This is a genomic window from Paraburkholderia sp. J41 (assembly GCF_905220235.1).
Taxonomy (GTDB): domain Bacteria; phylum Pseudomonadota; class Gammaproteobacteria; order Burkholderiales; family Burkholderiaceae; genus Paraburkholderia.
Genome location: NZ_CAJMZE010000106.1, coordinates 1 through 448 on the forward strand (window position 1 = coordinate 1; position 448 = coordinate 448).

Annotated in this window: 1 pseudogene; it reads left to right on the forward strand. The window is 64.5% G+C overall.

The features are described 5' to 3' along the window. Positions 1-448, forward strand: a pseudogene (locus tag U5805_RS31630) (hypothetical protein); the annotation flags it as partial.

Genomic DNA, 448 nt, shown 5'->3' on the forward strand with positions numbered 1-448 from the left:
TGCAGAACACGACCGATATCTCGAACCTGCAAGGCGATATCACGAAGATCAACGGTCAGGTTGCCAACGCGGTCATGTACGACTCGTCGGCGCAGGACTCGATCACGCTGGGCGGCTCGGGTGCGACGACTTCGGTCACGATCCACAACGTGGCGAACGGCCTGGTCAACGCAACGAGCACCGACGCGGTGAACGGCTCGCAGCTCTACGACATCCAGTCGCAGATCAACAATGTCCAGAACATTGCTGAAAGCGCGTCCGACCCGATGTTCTCGGCGCAAGGCGATCGCAACACCGAAGCGGCGCAAGCCACGGGCACGCATGCCACGGCAGGCGGCGCGAATTCGGTGGCGAGCGGCACGGAGGCAACGGCGTACGGTGCGGGCTCGAATGCGACCGGCTCCCGGGCGACGGCGATCGGTGCGGGTGCGACGGCAAGCGCGGACAA